Below are 14,763 nucleotides of genomic sequence, written 5' to 3'. Positions count from 1 at the left end.
TCACTCACGACGGAAGCGGCGGCAGCCGCCGGTGCCAGTCGGTCGCGCGCTGATAGGCGCAGCCGAGGCGGATGAGAGAGGCCTCGGCGAAGGGCGGGCCGGCGAGCTGGAAGGCGGTCGGCAACCCATTGGCGGTCACGCCGCAGGGAACGGCGAGCGCGGGCAGGCCGAGATAGTTGAAGGCGCGGGTGTTGCGCACCATCCGCGCATGCACTGCCCCCCAGTCGCCCGAGGCCTCGACATCGGTTTCGGCGCGCGTCGGCACCTCGCAAGGCAGCGCCGGCACAAGGAGCGCGTCGGCCTCAGCGAAGGCGGCGGCACAGAAGCGCCGAAGCATCGGGCCGCGAAGCCGAAGCGCATCGAGATAGGTCGCGGCCGGGATGGCGAGAGCCGTCTGTTGGCGCTCGAACAGGCCGCGGGCATAAGAGCCCGGGTAGGACCGCATGATCGGCGCGTGCAGGGCCGCCGCCTCCGCCATCGTCACCACCGCCTGAAGCGTGAACAGCGCGGGAAGGTCAGGCAGCGACACCGGAATGACGCGCACGCCCAAGTCCTCGAACACGCGCCGCGCCGCCTCGAGCGCCGCGGCGACGGAAGTGTCGAGCTCCTCGTGGAACCACCCCTCGGGCACGGCGAGCGTCATGCCGCGGGCATCCGCCTTCGCGGCGGCACGATAATCCGGTACCGGAACGTCTGCCGCCGTCGGATCGGCGGGATCGGGGCCGGCGATCACCGCGAGCACCGCAGCGATGTCCTCGACCGTGCGCGCGATCGGGCCGATGACGTCGAGGCTCGGGGCGCGCGGCATGACGCCTGCGCGCGAGATGCGCCCCCAGGTGGGTTTGAGCCCGGCGACACCGCAGCACGCGGCCGGCACCCGGATTGACCCGCCGGTGTCGGAGCCGAGGGCCGCGAACACGATCCCGGCGGCGACGGCTGCGGCACTGCCCGAGGAGGAGCCACCCGTGACGTGCGCCGGGTTCCAGGGATTGCATGCATCCCCGAAATGGATGTTGTGGCCCGTGGCCCCGCCCGCCCACTCGCTCATGTTCAAGGTGCCGAGGTCGATCGCGCCGGCCGTGTCGAGACGGGCGAGCACGGTGGCGGTCACGGGAGCGACCCAGTTTCGCCGAAGCGTGCTGCCGCAGGTGCTGACGCGGCCGCTGCGGTAGATCATGTCCTTGTGCGCCATCGGCACGCCGGCGAGCGGCCCCGCCCGCGCGAAGCGGGCGGCGGCACGCGCGGCCTCGGCGTCGAGCCGGATGAAAGCGTTGATCTGCGGCTGCCAGGCACGGGCGCGCGCGATCGCCCGCTCGGTGAGCGCCTCCGCCGTCGTGCGCCCGGACGCAAGCGCGTCGAGCGCCTCCGTGAGCGTCTCCGCCCCCTCCTCCGCCACGCTCGCGGGAGCGTCGGTCATCCCTTCGGCGCGAGCGCAGCGAGGGTTGCGGCGAAGCCCTGCGGCTCCTCCTCGAAGGCAAGACGCTTCGCCGCCTCGCGCACACCGCGAGCGAGCGTGGTGATGTCGCGCGCGATCGCGGCGGCGCGCTCCTCCGAGACGGCGACCCCGTGCAGGCCCTCGAGGATGGCCTTCACCGCCCTGGCATCGAAACCTGTCATACGCACTTTCCTCTCAAGCGGGTGCGAGGCTGTGGCCGCTGCCCTTCGCCGCCATGTGGCAGGCCGCGAGATGATCATCCTCCGCCACCGCCCCGACAAGCGCGGGCGCCTTGGCTTCGCACACCGCTTCGGCGAAGGCGCAGCGCGTGCGGAAGCGGCATCCGGAGGGAGGGTTGATCGGGTTCGGTGGATCGCCGGTCAGCGGCGGCTCGGTCATCCTCTTCGCCGGGTCCATCGACGGGCGCGAGGCGAGCAAGGCGCGCGTGTAGGGGTGGCGCGGCGCGCCGTAGATCTTCTCGACCGGCCCGATCTCGACCACCTGGCCAAGATACATCACAAGCACACGGTCGGAGATGAACTGCACCACGTTCAGGTCGTGGCTGATGAACACATAGGTGAGGCCGAAGGCGCGCTTGAGGTCGACGAGGAGGTTCAGAACCTGTGCCTCGACCGACTTGTCGAGCGCCGAGACGGGCTCGTCGAGCACGATCACGCGCGGCTCCAGAGCAAGCGCGCGCGCGATGTTCACCCGCTGCCTCTGCCCGCCCGAGAGCTCGTGTGGGTAGCGGCGGGCGAACTGCTCCGGCGCGAGGCCGACGGCGGCGAGAAGCTCCCGCGCCTTGGCCCGAGCCTTGGCCTTCGGCACGCCGTGAACCGTCGGCGCGAAGGCGATGCTGTCCTCGATCGGCAGGCGCGGGTTGAGCGAGGCGTAGCTGTCCTGGAACACCATCTGCATTTGCCGACGCATCTCGGTGAGCGACATCCCGCCGGGCCCCACCGACTCGCCGTCGAAGATCACCTCGCCCGAGTCGGGCTCGATCAGACGCATCAGAAGCCGCGCGGTGGTCGATTTGCCGCAACCCGATTCCCCGACGATGCCGAGCGTCTCTCCTTTCAGCACCGTGAACGACACGCCGTCGACCGCCTGCACGGTTCCGATGGACCGGTTGAACAGGCCCCCCTTGATCGGGAAGTGGCGCTTGAGGTCGCGCACGATGAGCAACGGCTGGGCCGGGCCGCCAATGTCTCTCCTGTCCGTCCCGCGCATCGCGGTCGCGATCATGGGTGCTTTGTCTCCCCACGAGGCCTTGGGCGCAATCGGCACCAGCCGAGCCCCAACAGGTCAAAATCCTAGCAATAGATGTGCCGCCAGATGTGCCGCCACGCCGGAGCCCCGATCGGTCCGCCACAGGGCAGCACGGCCGTCTGGCGCGCGACGGTCAGTGGACGCGGATCTCGCTGCAGACCGCGAGCGCTGGTCGGCTTCTCGGCCGGCGCCAGGGCGGTGCAGGACGGCAGCGGCGTTGCGCCGAGCCGGCTGCCTGCCGGGGGCGGCTTGCCCCTCCCCGCCCCTCCCCATAGGCTCCCGCAAGCGAACGGGGAGAGAATCGCATGCGACCGCTCTTCGTCCTGATCAAGTGCGAGATGGGCCGAGCCTACGAGACGGCGCGCGAGGCGGTGGACCGGATCCCGGAAGTCTCCGAGATCTACTCGATCTCCGGCCAGTACGACCTCCTCGGCAAGTTCTATCTCGAGCCTGGCGACGATCCGGGACTGTTCGTGACCGAGAAGGTCCAGGGCCTGCCCGGCGTGAAGGACACCTTCACGCTGATCACGTTCAACGCGTTCGCCGGCGGCGGCGCACGCGGCGGAGATCGATAGCGGCCGCTTGTGGCACCTCCACGCGCCACCGCGCGGCAGGCCGGCCTCTGGGCGGCGACGCTCGCGCTTGCCGCCTTCGGAGGCTTCGCTGCCCATCGCCTCGGCATTCCGCTCGCCTGGATGATCGGCGCGATGGTCGCGGTCGCCGGCGCGGGCCTTGCCGGCGCCGCGCCCGCCGCGCCGTCCGTTGCCCGCCAAGCGGCTCTGATCGTACTCGGCACCGGCTTCGGCCAGGCCTTCACCCCGCCCGTGCTCGAAGCGCTCGCCGCGAGCCTGCCTGCGCTCGTGCTCGCGGGCTTCGCGTCCGTCCTCTCCGGCGTGACGGTCTCACGCGTCACGGCACGGGTCGGCAGGCTCGACACCAGGACAGCGTTCTTTCTCTCTGTGCCTGGCGGCATCGTCGCCATGGTGGTGCTTGCCGCCCGTGCCGGCGCCTCTGTTCCCGCCGTCACGCTCGGGCAGACGCTGCGCATGGTGCTCGTGGTGCTGACCTACCCGGTCGCGATGGCCGCCTTCGGCACATCCGGCCAGGACGTGTTCTCCTTCACCCCGCCGCCGGTCTTGTGGCCGATGCTGCCGGTCCTGTTCGCGCTGACCGTCACCGGGGCGTTCCTGATGCACCGCACGGGCCTCGCCAACCCGTGGATGATGGGGCCGGTGTTGGTCTCTCTTTGCCTCGCGGTGGCAGGGCGGCCGCTGTCTGGCCTGCCGGGGCCGCTCGTCGACGCCGCGCAAGTTGCGCTGGGCGCGACCCTCGGCGCGCGGCTCACGCGCGAGTTCCTGTTCCGCAGCCGCCCCCTCGTCGTCGCGAGTGTCGTCAACATGCTGCTGCTCTCGCTGTGCGCCACGGGCATCGCGCTCGCCTGCGTGGTGCTGGCGCGCCTGCCGCTTCAGGCGACACTGCTCGGCACCGCCCCGGGCGGCATGCCGGAGATGGCGATCACCGCGAAGGTGATGAATCTCGGCGTGCCGCTCGTGCTCGGCTTCCACCTCGTGCGGCTTCTGATCTGCAACCTGTTCGTCCTGCCGCTCTGGCGCCTCTATGCATGGGCGGAACGGACGCTCGGCCGCTCAGGCGGAGAGTAGCCCCAAGGCGGCGGCGAACAGAGCGCCGTCGGGCTCGGCCCAGGCGTCCTGGACGGTGAAGTGGTTCCGGCCGGGGAGTTCGAGCACAGCGGCCTGCGCTCCGGCCGCGGTCCAGCGCCGCGCGAGCCCCTGGCTCTGGCGCAGGAACTCCCCACTCTCCGCCCCGCCGACGGCGGCGATCACCCGAAGTCCCTTCGGCGGCGCGAGATAGAGGGCCGAGAGCCGCATCGCCTCGAGGTAGTCAAGCCCGAGCGCGATGTTGAGCGTGGTGCCGAGCAAGGGCGGGAGGTCGAACACGCCGGACGAGGGCAGAACGCCCACGAAGGCGAGATCGTGCGCCCCGCGCACGCCCCAATCGGTCGCGGCGAGGGACGCCGCAAGATGGCCGCCGGCGGAATGGCCGCCCGCGAGCCAGCGCCGCGACAGGCCGAGTTCGGGCGCGGCGTTCCAGAGTGTCACAGTGGCGGTGCGCACATCCTCGATCAGCGCCGCCATTGTCACCTCCGGACAGAGCGGGTAGCCCGGCATGGCGACCGCGATGCCGCGCGCAAGCCAGGGCTCGACGATGAACGCGAAGTCTCGCCGGTGCCGCCTTTGCCAGTAGCCGCCATGGATGAAAAGCAGGACCGGCGGCTCGGCCACCCCCTCGGGACGGTAGAGGTCGATCATGCGGCGCTCGCCCGTGCCGTAGGCGATCGCCTCGGGGCGGAAGCGCAGCACGGCTTCGGCCGAGTGCTTCGCCCAGCGCGCCGCGATCGCCGGGTAGTCCGGCACGGCCGTCACGGTCGCGTATTGTTTCTCGAGATAGCCCCAGGATAGGTCGTTCATCCACGCACCCCTCGCTCAGCCGCGCCGGATGGCTCGAAGGCCGCGTCGCCTTTCAGGACCATGCGCAGACCCTCCGCGTCACCCCGTTTTCGGCCCCTGATCCCGGACCGTATCGAGGCGTGACGCGCCGCACCCATCGCCGCGCGCCTCAGACGCCGAGCAGCGCATGCAGACGCGGCGTGTCCGCAAGGAGAGAAGCGCCCTGCCCCTCCCAGGCCACGCGCCCTTTCTCGAGCACGACGAAACGATCGGCAAGAGCGGAGAGAGCGCGCACGTCCTTGTCCACCACAAGGATCGAGAGCCCCTCGGCCTTCAGCCGCCCGAGCACGGCCCAGATCTCGGCGCGGATGAGTGGGGCGAGTCCCTCCGTCGCCTCGTCGAGGATCAGGAGCCTCGGGTTGGTCATCAGCGCGCGGCCGATCGCGAGCATCTGCTGCTCGCCGCCCGAGAGCGTGCGTGCGGGCTGCCGCGCACGCTCGGCAAGGCGCGGAAACAGCGCCGTCACGCGCGCGACCGTCCACGGCCCGGGCCGCGCAGTCGCGACCAGGTTCTCGGCGACCGTAAGAGTGGGGAACACCTGCCGCCCCTCCGGCACGAGGCCGAGGCCGAGCCGGGCGATCCGGTGCGGCGCGAGCCCCGAAAGCGGTCGGCCGGCGAAGCGCACGCTGCCCGAGGCGGGCGGGGTGAGGCCGAGGATCGCGCGGATCGTCGTCGTCTTGCCCATGCCGTTCCGGCCGAGAAGCGCCAACGCCTCTCCCTCGCGCACGCAAAGTGAGACGCCGAACAGCGCCTGGGCGGCACCGTAGAACGCGGCGATGCCGCTCACCTCGAGCAGCGTCTCAGGCATCGACGACCTCGCCGAGATAGGCCTCGCGCACCGCACGGTCGGCCCGGATGGCCTGCGGCGTGCCTGAGGCGATGACGCGCCCGCCGGCAAGAACGGTGATCCGGTCGGCAAGAGCGAAGACCGTGTCCATGTCGTGCTCGACAAGAAGCATCGCCACCCTGCCCTTGAGCGAGGCGAGGCGTCGGGTAAGCGCCGGCGTCTCGGCCGCGCCGAGCCCTGCCGCCGGCTCGTCGAGCAGAAGCACGCGCGGGCGTTGGGCAAGCGCGAGCGCAAGCTCGAGCTGGCGCTGCTCGCCGTGGCTGAGACGCGCGGCGGGCGTCTCGGCACGGGACGAGAGACCTGCGTCGGCGAGCGCGGAGTCGGCCGCCGCGGTCAGGGAAGCGTCGCTACGCACCGGCCGGAAGAAGCGGAAGCTCCGGCCCTCCGCTGCCTGGACCGCGAGCATCACGTTCTCACGCACCGTGAGGCCGCGGCAGAGCTGGGTGATCTGGAAGCTGCGCGCGATTCCCCGCCGCGCCCGCCGGGCAGGGCCGAGCACCGTGACATCCTCGCCCGCCAGCAGAACCCTTCCCGAGTCCGGACGCTGCTCTCCGGCAAGCATGGCGACGAGCGTGGACTTGCCCGCGCCGTTCGGCCCGATCACCGCATGGCACTCGCCGGAAAGAAGCGTCAGCGAAACGTCCTCGTTCGCGGCGAGCGCGCCGAAGCGGCGGGTGAGGCCCACGGCCTCAAGGAGCGGTTCAGGCATCGCCACGAACCCCCGCCACAACGCGCCAGAGGCCGCCGCGGAAGAACAGCACGACGAGCAGAAGAACCGGGCCGAGGACGAGCATCCAGTGTTCGGTGATCTGCGCGAGCTCCTCCTCCGCCGCGAGCAGCGCAAGCGCGCCGAGCACCGGGCCAAAGAGCGTTCCCTGGCCGCCAAGGATCACCATCACGAGCAGCTCTCCCGATCGCTGCCAGGAGAGGAGGTCGGGCGAAACGAAGGAGGCCTGGTTGGCAAGGATCGCGCCGGCAAGGCCGGTCACGGCACCGGAGAGGGTGAAGGCCACGAGCCGCAGGCGATAGACGGGCAGGCCGAGAGCGAGCGCCCGGCGCTCGTTCATGCGCGCGCCGCGGAGCGCGAGCCCGAAGCGCGACGCCATCGCCCTGCGCGCGAAAACGAGGAACAGAGCTAGCAGCACGAGCGCCACCCAGTAGAGCGGCGCGTCCCCCGCGAGCGGCCAGCCGGCGAGCACGTTGCGGGAGGGGATCATCAGCCCGTCCGTGCCGCCGTATTGCGGCAGGGCGAGCACGAGGAAATAGACCATCTGCGCAAATGCAAGCGTGATCATGATGAAATGCACTCCGCGCGTGCGCAGGCTGATCGCGCCGATCGCGGCGGCGAGCACCCCGCACACCGCGGCCGCCGCGGGCCAGGCGATCAGCACCTCGGCCGTGCCGCCGACACGCAGGGGCCACTCCATCACCGCGCTGCCCTCGGCGCGGTGGTGGAGCAACACCCCCGCGACATAGGCGCCCGTGCCGAGGAAGGCCCCGTGGCCGAAGCTCATCATGCCGCCATAGCCGAGCACGAGGTCGAGCGCGGCCGCGGCGAGCGCATAGGCGAGCATCCGCGTCAGCACCGAGAGGAGGAAGCTCTCGTCAAGCGCCTCCAGCACGAAGGGCGCAACGGCGAAGGTCGCCGCGCCAAACGCGACCGCGAGCCGCTCACGCATGGCGCGGGAATAGCCCTTGCGGCCTCACCGAAAGCACCACAGCCATCAGCAGATAGACGGCGACCGAGCCGAGATTGGCCGCCACCTGGTCGGCGGCGGCGGGCGGCAACAGCCCGCGCAAGAGAACGGGAAGGAGAGCGCGCGCCCAGGTGTCGGCCAGCCCGACGAGCAGGGACCCGGCCATCGCGCCTCGCACGCTGCCAAGGCCGCCCACGACGATGACGACGAAGGCGAGGATCAGGATCTGCTCGCCCATGCCCACCTGCACCGCGAGCACCGGACCTGCCATCACTCCGGCAAGCCCCGCGAGCGCCCCGCCAAGGGCGAAGACGAGGGCGAACAGAAGCCCGATGTCGACCCCGAGCGCCTGGACCGTCTCGCGATTCGTCGTGCCCGCGCGGATCAGCATGCCAAGCCGCGTGCGCCCGATCAGCCAGCCGAGGAAGAGCGCCGCGGCAAGCCCGACCGCGATGACCGCAAGCCGATAGGCAGGATACGGGATGCCCGGCAGAACCTCGACCGTGCCCGAAAGAAGCGGCGGTGCGGCGAGGAAGATCGGAGCCGGGCCCCACAGCACCTTCACCGCCTCGTTGAAGGTGAGGATCAGGGCGTAGGTGGCGAGCACCTGGTCGAGATGGTCGCGGGCATAGAGGCGGCGGATCACCGCAAGCTCGAGCAGGAGCGCGATCAGCGCCCCGGCCGCCGCGCCCGCGAGCACGCCGAGAGCGAAGGAGCCTGTGCGCGCGGTCACGGTCGCGCCGACGAAGGCGCCAGCCATGTAAAGGCTGCCGTGCGCGAGATTGATCACGTCCATGATGCCGAAGATCAGCGTCAGCCCTGCGGCGATCATGAACAGCATCACGCCGAGCTGCAGCCCGTTCAGAGTCTGCTCGACGAAGAGAAGAGCGGTCATCGTGGAGCGGCGGGGAAGGCGGCGCTCCCCCGCAGGCCGGTCAGGCCGGCAGCCTGCACTGCGCGGCGTAGGCGTCCTGGTGGTTCTCGAACGCCGTGCCGATCGTTCGGTTCACCATGCGGCCCTGCGCGTCTTTCACCACCTCACGCATATAGATCGTCTGGATCGGGTGGTTGTTGTTGCCGAACCTGAACGACCCGCGAACCGACTGGAACGCGGCCCGCTTGAGCGCGGCGTTGAAGGCCGCCCGGTCGCTGACCTCTCCGCGCGTCGCTGCGAGCGCCGAACCGATCAAGAGCGCCGCGTCATAGCCCTGGCTCGCATAGAGGCTCGGGAGGCGCTTGTACTCGGCCTCGAACGTGTCGACGAACTGGCGGTTCGCCGGGAACGGGAGGTCGAGCGCCCATTGCGAGGAGTTGAAACAGCCGAGCGCGTCGTCGCCCACCGCCGGAAGCACGTCCTGGTCGAAGGAGAAGCCGGGGCCGTAGAGCGGGATCCGCCCGCGCAGGCCGGCGGCAGCATACTGCTTGATGAAGTTGATGCCCAAGCCGCCGGGGAGGAAGATGAAGACGGCCTCCGGGTTCGCGGCGCGGATCGCGGCGAGCTCCGCGGCATAGTCGAGCTGGTCGAGGCGGGTGTAGGTCTCTGACACGACCTCGCCCTTGTAGAACCGCTTGAAGCCCGTGAGCGCATCCCGCCCGGCCGGATAGTTCGGCGCGAGGATGAAGGCGCGCTTCACCCCCTGCCGCGTGACGTACTGCCCGACTGCCTCGTGCAGGTTGTCGTTCTGCCACGCAACGTTGAAGTAGTTCGGGTTGCAGCCTTCGCCCGCGAGCTGGCTCGGGCCGGCATTGGCGCTGATGTAGGTCGCGGGCCCGAGCACGACCGGGGCGACGGCGAGCATCACGTTCGAGAACACGATCCCCGTGAGAACCTGGATCCGCTCGCGCCGGACCATTCGTTCGGCGATGGCGCGGCCGTTCTCGGGGCGGAGACCGTCATCGGCGACGACCACCTCCACCGGGTAGCCGCCGAGCCGGCCGCCTGCGTTCTTCACGACGAGAGCGAACCCGTCGCGGATATCGTTGCCGAGCGCCGCCCCGGGGCCGGAGAGGGTGGTGATCATGCCGATCCTGATCGGGGCGCGTTGGGCGATCGCAGGCGCAGCGAGGCCTCCGATGGCAGCCGGCGCCAGAGGCAGGGCGGCGGCGGTGCCAAGCAGGCGGCGGCGGCGTATGGTCATGCGATGAACTCCCCCCTCTGGTCCTGAACGCTCACGCGGCCGCAACGGCCGGCCCGATCATGCGGCCGCGCGCCAGGAGCGCGAAGAGCTCCGCCTCGTTCCTGCCCTCCGTCCCGGCCGAGCGCGGCGGCAGGAGCGGAGAGCGAGGGATGGCCGCCCTATGCTGCGCGCGCGCGGCCATCGCGATCCTCAGGCCTGTGCGGATCATGCATCGTGCGGCTCCAGCCAGTGCTCGTAGATCTCGACCTCGAGCGGGTCATCGCCCGGCCCGGCATAGTCGGGCCAGAGCTGCGGCTTGGAGAAGCGGATGCGGTAGAGAACCTGCATCGGCAGTCCGTCGCCTCCGGTCGCGAGCCCTTCCGGGTTGCAGAACGGGCCCATCACCTCGGCCACGACGCCGTTCCGCCCGCGCACGTAGTGCGGCGTGCGGAAGTGCGGGCGGCCGGCCGAGATCGCCGGCCGTTCGGCGGCGACCCGAACCGCATCGCCTGGGCGGAAGCGGGCGTTCACGCCCCACTCGCCCGCGACGTGCCAGCGCGCGTCGGCCGCGACGGATTGGGCGAGCAGCCGCGGCTGTCGCCACCCGTGTCGTGGCGTCCGCCTCGTTCCGGGCCTGTGATCATGCATCAATCCTAGCCGCGCCGCGCCCTGCGGCAAGTCTCGCCGCCCTTCGCCCTTATGCGGGGGAAAAAGGGGCTTCGGGCATGGCTCCAGGCCGATCCGAAGCGCCGGGTCAGGCGGCGCGGCCGACATGGGCGAGCATATCCGCTCCCGGAAGCGAGTGGATCGGCGGCGCCTTGGCGAGCGTCTCGAGATCGGGAACGGGCCGCCCGCAGCCCGGGATGAGGGCGAGCGCCCGCTCGATCGCGGCGGCGGCGGCGAGCAGGAACGCGTCCCCGCCGCGCGGGCCGACGATCTGGATGCCGAAGGGCAGGCCCCGCGAATCGACGCCGCAAGGCAGGACGATCGCCGGGTGCGTCGAGAGGGTCACGCCGTAGGCAAGCGCGAGCCAGGCGTAGTAAGTGGAAAGCCTCCTGCCGTCGATCTCGCGCGGCGCAAGCTCGGTCCAGGGCGTCGGCTGCACCGTCATCGCCGGCGAGATGATCAGATCGACCTCGCGGAAAAACGCGCCGAAGCGGCGGTAGATCTGCGTCTGAAGCACGTGCGCCTCTGCCATGTCGGCAAGCGTGTAGCGGAGCCCCTCCTCGACATTCTCGACGACGTTCGGCCCGAGCATGTGGCGCGCGGTGGTGTAGGTGGGAAGGTGCTTGGCGAGGAACGCCTCAGCCCGAAGCACACCGAAGGCGCGCTCAGCGCCCGTCATGTCAGGATGGGCTTCGGTGACGGAGGCGAACAGGCCGCGGAACCGCGCGACGCGATCGGCGAACAGGCTGCGCACCTCCGCCGAGGTCGGTGCGAAGCCGAAATCTGCCGTAACGGCCACGCGCAGCGCCGCGGGGTCGAGCTCCGGCAGCGGGTGGAACTCGGCGGGCGCGACCATCTTCCGCCCGAACACTGCGCGCGAAAGCGGGTCGCGCGGGTCGTCGGAGACCATCGCGGCGAGCAGGAACGCGAGGTCGGGCACGTTGCGCGCCATCGGCCCGAGCACCGAGGCAGGATACCAGCCCAAACCGCGCTTCTCCGACGGCACAAGACCGGGCGAGGGCCGGAAGCCGACGATACCGCAATAGGCTGCCGGGTTGCGCAGCGACCCGCCGAGATCCGAGCCGGTGGCAAGGGGCACCATGCCGGTTGCGAGCGCGACCGCCGAACCGCCCGAGGAGCCGGCGCAGGAACGGGCCGGGTCGAAGGGGTTTCCGGTCGGCCCGAACACGGGGTTGATCGTGTTGGCGCCGGCGCCGAACTCGGGTGTGTTGGTCTTGCCGACGATCACCGCCCCGGCCGCGCGCAGCGACGCGACCATGCCGCAATCCTCCTCCGGAACGAAGGTGGCGAACTGGGGGCTGCCATAGGTCGTGCGCAGCCCCTTCGTCTCCTCGAGATCCTTGATGCCGACGGGCAGGCCGTGCAGGAGCGGCAGGTCCTCGCCCGCCATCACCGCCGCCTCTGCCGCCTTCGCGGCCGCTCGCGCCCCCGCCTCGTCGATCGAGACGATCGCGTTGACGGCGTGGTTGACCTGCTCGATGCGGGCGAGATGCGCATCGAGGAGATCGACCGGGCTGATCGTATTGCGCCCGATCAGCCGGCGTTGCTCGATCGCAGAGAGCTCGCAAAGCGCCGTGTTGCTCATCGGCATCCCTTCCCAGTGGCCCGCGGCTCAGAAGCCCATCGCGCAACCGTCCTTGCGCGGATCGGACGCGCCCACGAGGGAGCCCGAGGCGTGGTCGATCCAGATCGCCTGGCCGCCGCCGAGCGGCAGCTCGACGCGCTCAGGCACATGGCCGAGGCGTGCGAGGGCGTCGAGAGTCGCGTCCGGAATGCCGCGCTCAACCTGGACCTTGCCCGCCCAGGGGAAGAGCCTCGGCGCATCGAGCGCCTCCTGGAGGTCCATGCCGTAGTCGAACAGATTGGCGAGGAACGTGGTCTGCCCCATCGGCTGGTAGTGCCCGCCCATCACGCCGAAGGGCATCACGGCGCGCCCGTCCTTCACGAGAAGCCCCGGAATGATCGTGTGAAGCGGACGCTTGCCGGGCGCGATGCAGTTCGGGTGGCCGCGTTCGAGCCGGAACCCGTAGCCGCGATTGTGCAGCATCACGCCCGAGCCGGGGGCGAGGATTCCCGACCCGAAGCTCTGGAACAGCGAATTGATGAACGAGCAGGCGTTGCCCTCTCCGTCCACCACGCAGAGATAGACGGTGTCGGCATGCGCGGGCAGACGTGCCGCGAGCCCCGCTGGCGGAAGCTCGCGCATCGCGCGGGCAGGGTCGATCACCTCTCGCAGCGCGCTGAGATAGTCGGGCGAGGTCAGGCGAGCGACCGGCACCTCGACCTGTGCCGGGTCGGCAAGGAAGGCGTCACGGTCACGATAGGCGAGCCGCGCCGCCTCGATATGCCGGTGCCAGCGCTCGGCCGACATCGGTCCGGCTTCGGCAGGCGCGAAGCCCTCGAGAATGCCCGCGATCATCAGCACCAGAAGGCCAGAGCCGTTCGGCGGGCACTGCACGATCTCGTGCCCCTTCCAGCGCGACCGGATCGGCGTCACGAACTCGGCGGTGGCGTTGGCGAAGTCCTCCTCCGTGTGCAGCCCGCCGCGGGCGCGCAGCTTCGCCACCATGTCCGCCGCCACCGGGCCTTCGTAGAAGCCCTTCGATCCCTCCCGAGCGATCCGGCGCAGGGTGGCGGCGAGCTCGGGCTGGCGGAACACGAAGCCGGGCGGGGGTGCGGTGCCGTCAAAGAGGAAGCGCACGCGGCTGTCAGGGTCGGCGGCGAGCTTCGCGGTCGCGGCCGCCCAGTCGGTCGCCACGCGGTCATGAACCGGGTGGCCCTCCTCGGCCAAGCGGATCGCCGGTTGCAGGAGCTCATCGAGCCCCTTGCGCCCGTGCGCGTTGGCGAGCGCCTCCCACGCCCGAACCGCGCCGGGGATGGTCACGCTATGGGCCGAGGTCGGGTCGAGAGCGGTGAGTCCTTCGGCCTCGAACCAGTCGATGCTCGCCGCGGCTGGCGCCTTGCCCGAGCCGTTCATCGCGATCACCTCGCCGGTTCCGGCGGGAGCGTAGAGGCAGAAGCAGTCGCCGCCGATGCCTGTGGAGTGCGGCTCGACGACGCCAAGAACGGCGGCAGCGGCGATCGCGGCATCAAGGGCGTTGCCGCCCGCGCGCAGCACGTCGAGCGCGGCGAGTGTGGCCACCGGCATCGAGGTCGCAGCCATGCCGCGCGTGCCGCGCGCCGGGCTTCGGCCGGGGCGGTGGAAGTCACGCATCAGAGAAGCCCTGTTCTTGTCTCACCCTCTCTGCCCTCGGCTCAGACACAGACGAGGCCGCCATCGATCAGAAGCGACGCACCGTTGATCAGCGCCGCCGCCGGCGAGGCGAGGAACACCGCCGCCCCCATCACGTCCTCCACCTGGCCGATCCGCCCGATCGGGATGGCCCGGATCGTCCGCTCGAGGAAGGCCTTGTCGGAGAGAACGCCCGCGGTGAGCGGGGTCTCGATGAAGGTCGGGCAGATGGCGTTGACGCGGATTCCCTTCGCCCCGAGCTCGACCGCCATCGCCTTGGTCAGGCCCTCGATCGCGTGCTTCGAGGCCGTGTAGATGCTTCGGTTCACGCCTGCGACATGGCCGTTGACGGAGGAGACGTTGATGATCGCCCCCCCCTTCCCGGCAGCGACCATGCCTCTCGCGACCGCCTGGGCGACCGTGATCGCGGCACGGATATTGAGGTCGATCAGCGCATCGATCGAGGCGTCGGACGCCTCGAGGAAGGGCTTGCGGATGTTGGTTCCGGCGTTGTTGAACAGGATGTCGAATGGCCCCTCGGCGTCGACAAGGGCGCGCACGGCGGCGCGGTCGGTCGCATCGAGGGTGCGCGCCCTCGCCGCGAGCCCCTTCGCCGCGAGCCCCTCGACCGTCGCCTCCATCTCGGGCAGGGAGCGGGCGGTCAGTAGCACCTCCGCACCGGCCTCGGCGAAGGCGATCGCGACCGCCCGGCCGATGCCCTTCGAGGCGCCCGTCACCAGCGCCCTTTGCCCGTCGAGCCGGAAGCTCGGCGTCGTCGGGAACCGCGTCTCGGAGCCAGCGACCACCATCTGCCCTCCCTCCTTTGGCTGACGCGGCGGCTGATGCCACGCCGTTCCTCCGCGGTCCAGCCGCCATCGACACAGAGGGGGAGACGGTCGCGGGCGGGTCGGCCCGCCGCGGGGAATGACCGCCGCCGCAGATCCGCTCTGA

16 protein-coding genes and 1 pseudogene are annotated in these 14,763 nt (G+C 70.7%); 2 read left to right on the top strand and 15 right to left on the bottom strand.

The window, feature by feature from the left end:
- Positions 1–4: 4 nt before the first annotated feature.
- From KO353_RS01055 to KO353_RS01045, 3 genes are read right to left on the bottom strand one after another with little or no spacing between them, the layout of a single operon-like run.
- A complete protein-coding gene (locus KO353_RS01055; RefSeq protein ID WP_218285949.1) occupies positions 5–1,417 on the bottom strand; it encodes an amidase in 1,413 nt (470 codons plus the stop codon).
- Positions 1,414–1,617 carry a hypothetical protein gene (locus tag KO353_RS01050; protein WP_218285948.1) on the bottom strand — a complete coding sequence of 68 codons (204 nt, stop codon included), beginning with the start codon at positions 1,615–1,617 and terminating at the stop codon, positions 1,414–1,416. Before KO353_RS01050 ends, KO353_RS01055 begins: the two co-directional genes overlap by 4 nt.
- 13 nt (positions 1,618–1,630) lie before the next feature.
- The gene (locus KO353_RS01045) at positions 1,631–2,680 is read right to left on the bottom strand and encodes an ABC transporter ATP-binding protein (RefSeq protein WP_235691964.1); all 1,050 of its coding nucleotides are present in this window, start codon (positions 2,678–2,680) and stop codon (positions 1,631–1,633) included.
- Between the two features lie 329 nt (positions 2,681–3,009).
- Between KO353_RS01045 and KO353_RS01040 the strand changes: the two genes are divergently transcribed.
- Both KO353_RS01040 and KO353_RS01035 read left to right on the top strand, forming a co-directional pair.
- Positions 3,010–3,279 carry an Lrp/AsnC ligand binding domain-containing protein gene (locus KO353_RS01040; RefSeq protein WP_218285947.1) on the top strand — a complete coding sequence of 90 codons (270 nt, stop codon included), beginning with the start codon at positions 3,010–3,012 and terminating at the stop codon, positions 3,277–3,279.
- 9 nt (positions 3,280–3,288) lie between these two features.
- Complete coding sequence (locus KO353_RS01035) at positions 3,289–4,365, top strand: AbrB family transcriptional regulator (RefSeq protein WP_218285946.1); 1,077 nt, start codon at positions 3,289–3,291, stop codon at positions 4,363–4,365.
- Here KO353_RS01035 and KO353_RS01030 read toward each other — a convergent pair.
- From KO353_RS01030 to KO353_RS00980, 12 genes and pseudogenes are all read right to left on the bottom strand, one after another.
- Entirely contained in the window at positions 4,351–5,193 is an 843-nt protein-coding gene (locus KO353_RS01030) for an alpha/beta hydrolase (protein WP_218285945.1), read from the bottom strand. The two genes, KO353_RS01035 and KO353_RS01030, sit on opposite strands and share 15 nt — an antisense overlap.
- A gap of 148 nt (positions 5,194–5,341) precedes the next feature.
- Positions 5,342–6,040 (bottom strand): ABC transporter ATP-binding protein, encoded by a 699-nt coding sequence (locus KO353_RS01025; RefSeq protein ID WP_328774487.1) that lies wholly within the window; start codon positions 6,038–6,040, stop codon positions 5,342–5,344.
- Positions 6,033–6,170, bottom strand: a complete 138-nt coding sequence (locus KO353_RS16955) for an ABC transporter ATP-binding protein C-terminal domain-containing protein (RefSeq protein WP_407928219.1) — start codon at positions 6,168–6,170, stop codon at positions 6,033–6,035. Before KO353_RS16955 ends, KO353_RS01025 begins: the two co-directional genes overlap by 8 nt.
- 102 nt (positions 6,171–6,272) lie before the next feature.
- Positions 6,273–6,716, bottom strand: a pseudogene (locus KO353_RS16950) (ATP-binding cassette domain-containing protein); the annotation flags it as partial.
- Positions 6,717–6,780: 64 nt separating this feature from the next.
- The gene (locus KO353_RS01015) at positions 6,781–7,758 is read right to left on the bottom strand and encodes a branched-chain amino acid ABC transporter permease (RefSeq protein WP_218285943.1); all 978 of its coding nucleotides are present in this window, start codon (positions 7,756–7,758) and stop codon (positions 6,781–6,783) included.
- Positions 7,751–8,671 (bottom strand): branched-chain amino acid ABC transporter permease, encoded by a 921-nt coding sequence (locus KO353_RS01010; protein WP_218285942.1) that lies wholly within the window; start codon positions 8,669–8,671, stop codon positions 7,751–7,753. The genes KO353_RS01015 and KO353_RS01010 overlap by 8 nt, the downstream gene beginning before the upstream one ends.
- Before the next feature lie 40 nt (positions 8,672–8,711).
- On the bottom strand, positions 8,712–9,914 hold the full coding sequence (locus tag KO353_RS01005) for an ABC transporter substrate-binding protein (protein ID WP_218285941.1): 1,203 nt from the start codon (positions 9,912–9,914) through the stop codon (positions 8,712–8,714).
- A gap of 31 nt (positions 9,915–9,945) precedes the next feature.
- Positions 9,946–10,122 (bottom strand): nitrile hydratase subunit alpha, encoded by a 177-nt coding sequence (locus KO353_RS01000; protein WP_218285940.1) that lies wholly within the window; start codon positions 10,120–10,122, stop codon positions 9,946–9,948.
- A complete protein-coding gene (locus tag KO353_RS00995; RefSeq protein ID WP_218285939.1) occupies positions 10,119–10,541 on the bottom strand; it encodes an SH3-like domain-containing protein in 423 nt (140 codons plus the stop codon). The genes KO353_RS01000 and KO353_RS00995 overlap by 4 nt, the downstream gene beginning before the upstream one ends.
- Positions 10,542–10,647: 106 nt before the next feature.
- Positions 10,648–12,165 carry an amidase gene (locus KO353_RS00990; protein WP_328774486.1) on the bottom strand — a complete coding sequence of 506 codons (1,518 nt, stop codon included), beginning with the start codon at positions 12,163–12,165 and terminating at the stop codon, positions 10,648–10,650.
- A 27-nt stretch (positions 12,166–12,192) separates the two neighbouring features.
- Complete coding sequence (gene ggt, locus KO353_RS00985) at positions 12,193–13,794, bottom strand: gamma-glutamyltransferase (protein WP_218285937.1); 1,602 nt, start codon at positions 13,792–13,794, stop codon at positions 12,193–12,195.
- Positions 13,795–13,835: 41 nt separating this feature from the next.
- Positions 13,836–14,621, bottom strand: coding sequence for an SDR family NAD(P)-dependent oxidoreductase (locus KO353_RS00980; protein ID WP_218285936.1), 786 nt, complete (start codon positions 14,619–14,621; stop codon positions 13,836–13,838).
- Between the last annotated feature and the right edge of the window lie 142 nt (positions 14,622–14,763).

It is taken from the genome of Elioraea tepida, from assembly GCF_019203965.1.
GTDB classification, from domain to species: domain Bacteria; phylum Pseudomonadota; class Alphaproteobacteria; order Acetobacterales; family Acetobacteraceae; genus Elioraea_A; species Elioraea_A tepida.
This window is presented reverse-complemented; position numbering and strand designations above follow the sequence as displayed.